The sequence below is a fragment of the Cellulomonas sp. P4_H12 genome, from assembly GCF_056400905.1.
The window spans coordinates 1-661 of record NZ_JBFUKJ010000088.1 but is presented as its reverse complement, the minus strand read 5'-3'; the positions used below and the strand labels follow the sequence as shown (position 1 = coordinate 661).

Genomic DNA, 661 nt, shown 5'->3' with positions numbered 1-661 from the left:
GCACACCCTTGCTCGCCCGCACCCGGAACCGCCCGCGCTGGTTCGACAGCGCCTGGATCTCGTCGGTCCACACGCCGGTGGCGTTGACCACCACGTGGCCGCGCACCTCGGTGGCCTGCCCGTTCTCCGAATCCCGTACCCGCACACCGGAAACCCGGTCCGCCTCACGGAGGAAGCCGACCACCTGCGTGGAGGTGCGGACCACCGCGCCGTAGTGCGCCGCCGTCCGGGCCACCGTCATGGTGTGCCGGGCGTCGTCGACCACGGTGTCGAAGTAGCGGATACCGCCGATCAACGCGGACCGCTTGAGCCCGGGCGACATTCGCAGCGCACCGGATCGGGTCAGGTGCTTCTGGGCGGGTACCGACTTGGCGCCGCCCATCTGGTCGTACAGGAAGATGCCGGCCGCGATGTAGGGCCGCTCCCACACCCGATGGGTGAGGGGGAACAGGAACTCGAGCGGCTTGACCAGGTGCGGGGCCAGCGTCGTCAACGACAGCTCGCGCTCGCGCAACGCCTCTCGCACCAGGCCGAACTCGAGCTGCTCGAGATAACGCAGGCCGCCGTGGAACATCTTCGACGACCGGGACGACGTCCCGGACGCGAAGTCGCGGGCCTCGACCAGCGCCACGCGGAGGCCGCGGGTGGCGGCGTCGAGTGC

1 protein-coding gene is annotated in these 661 nt (G+C 70.5%); it reads right to left on the bottom strand.

The window, feature by feature from the left end; genetic code table 11:
* Positions 1-661, bottom strand: a 661-nt coding sequence (locus AC1DQC_RS19900; protein ID WP_477052957.1) for a glycerol-3-phosphate dehydrogenase/oxidase, incomplete at both ends; no start/stop codon positions are given.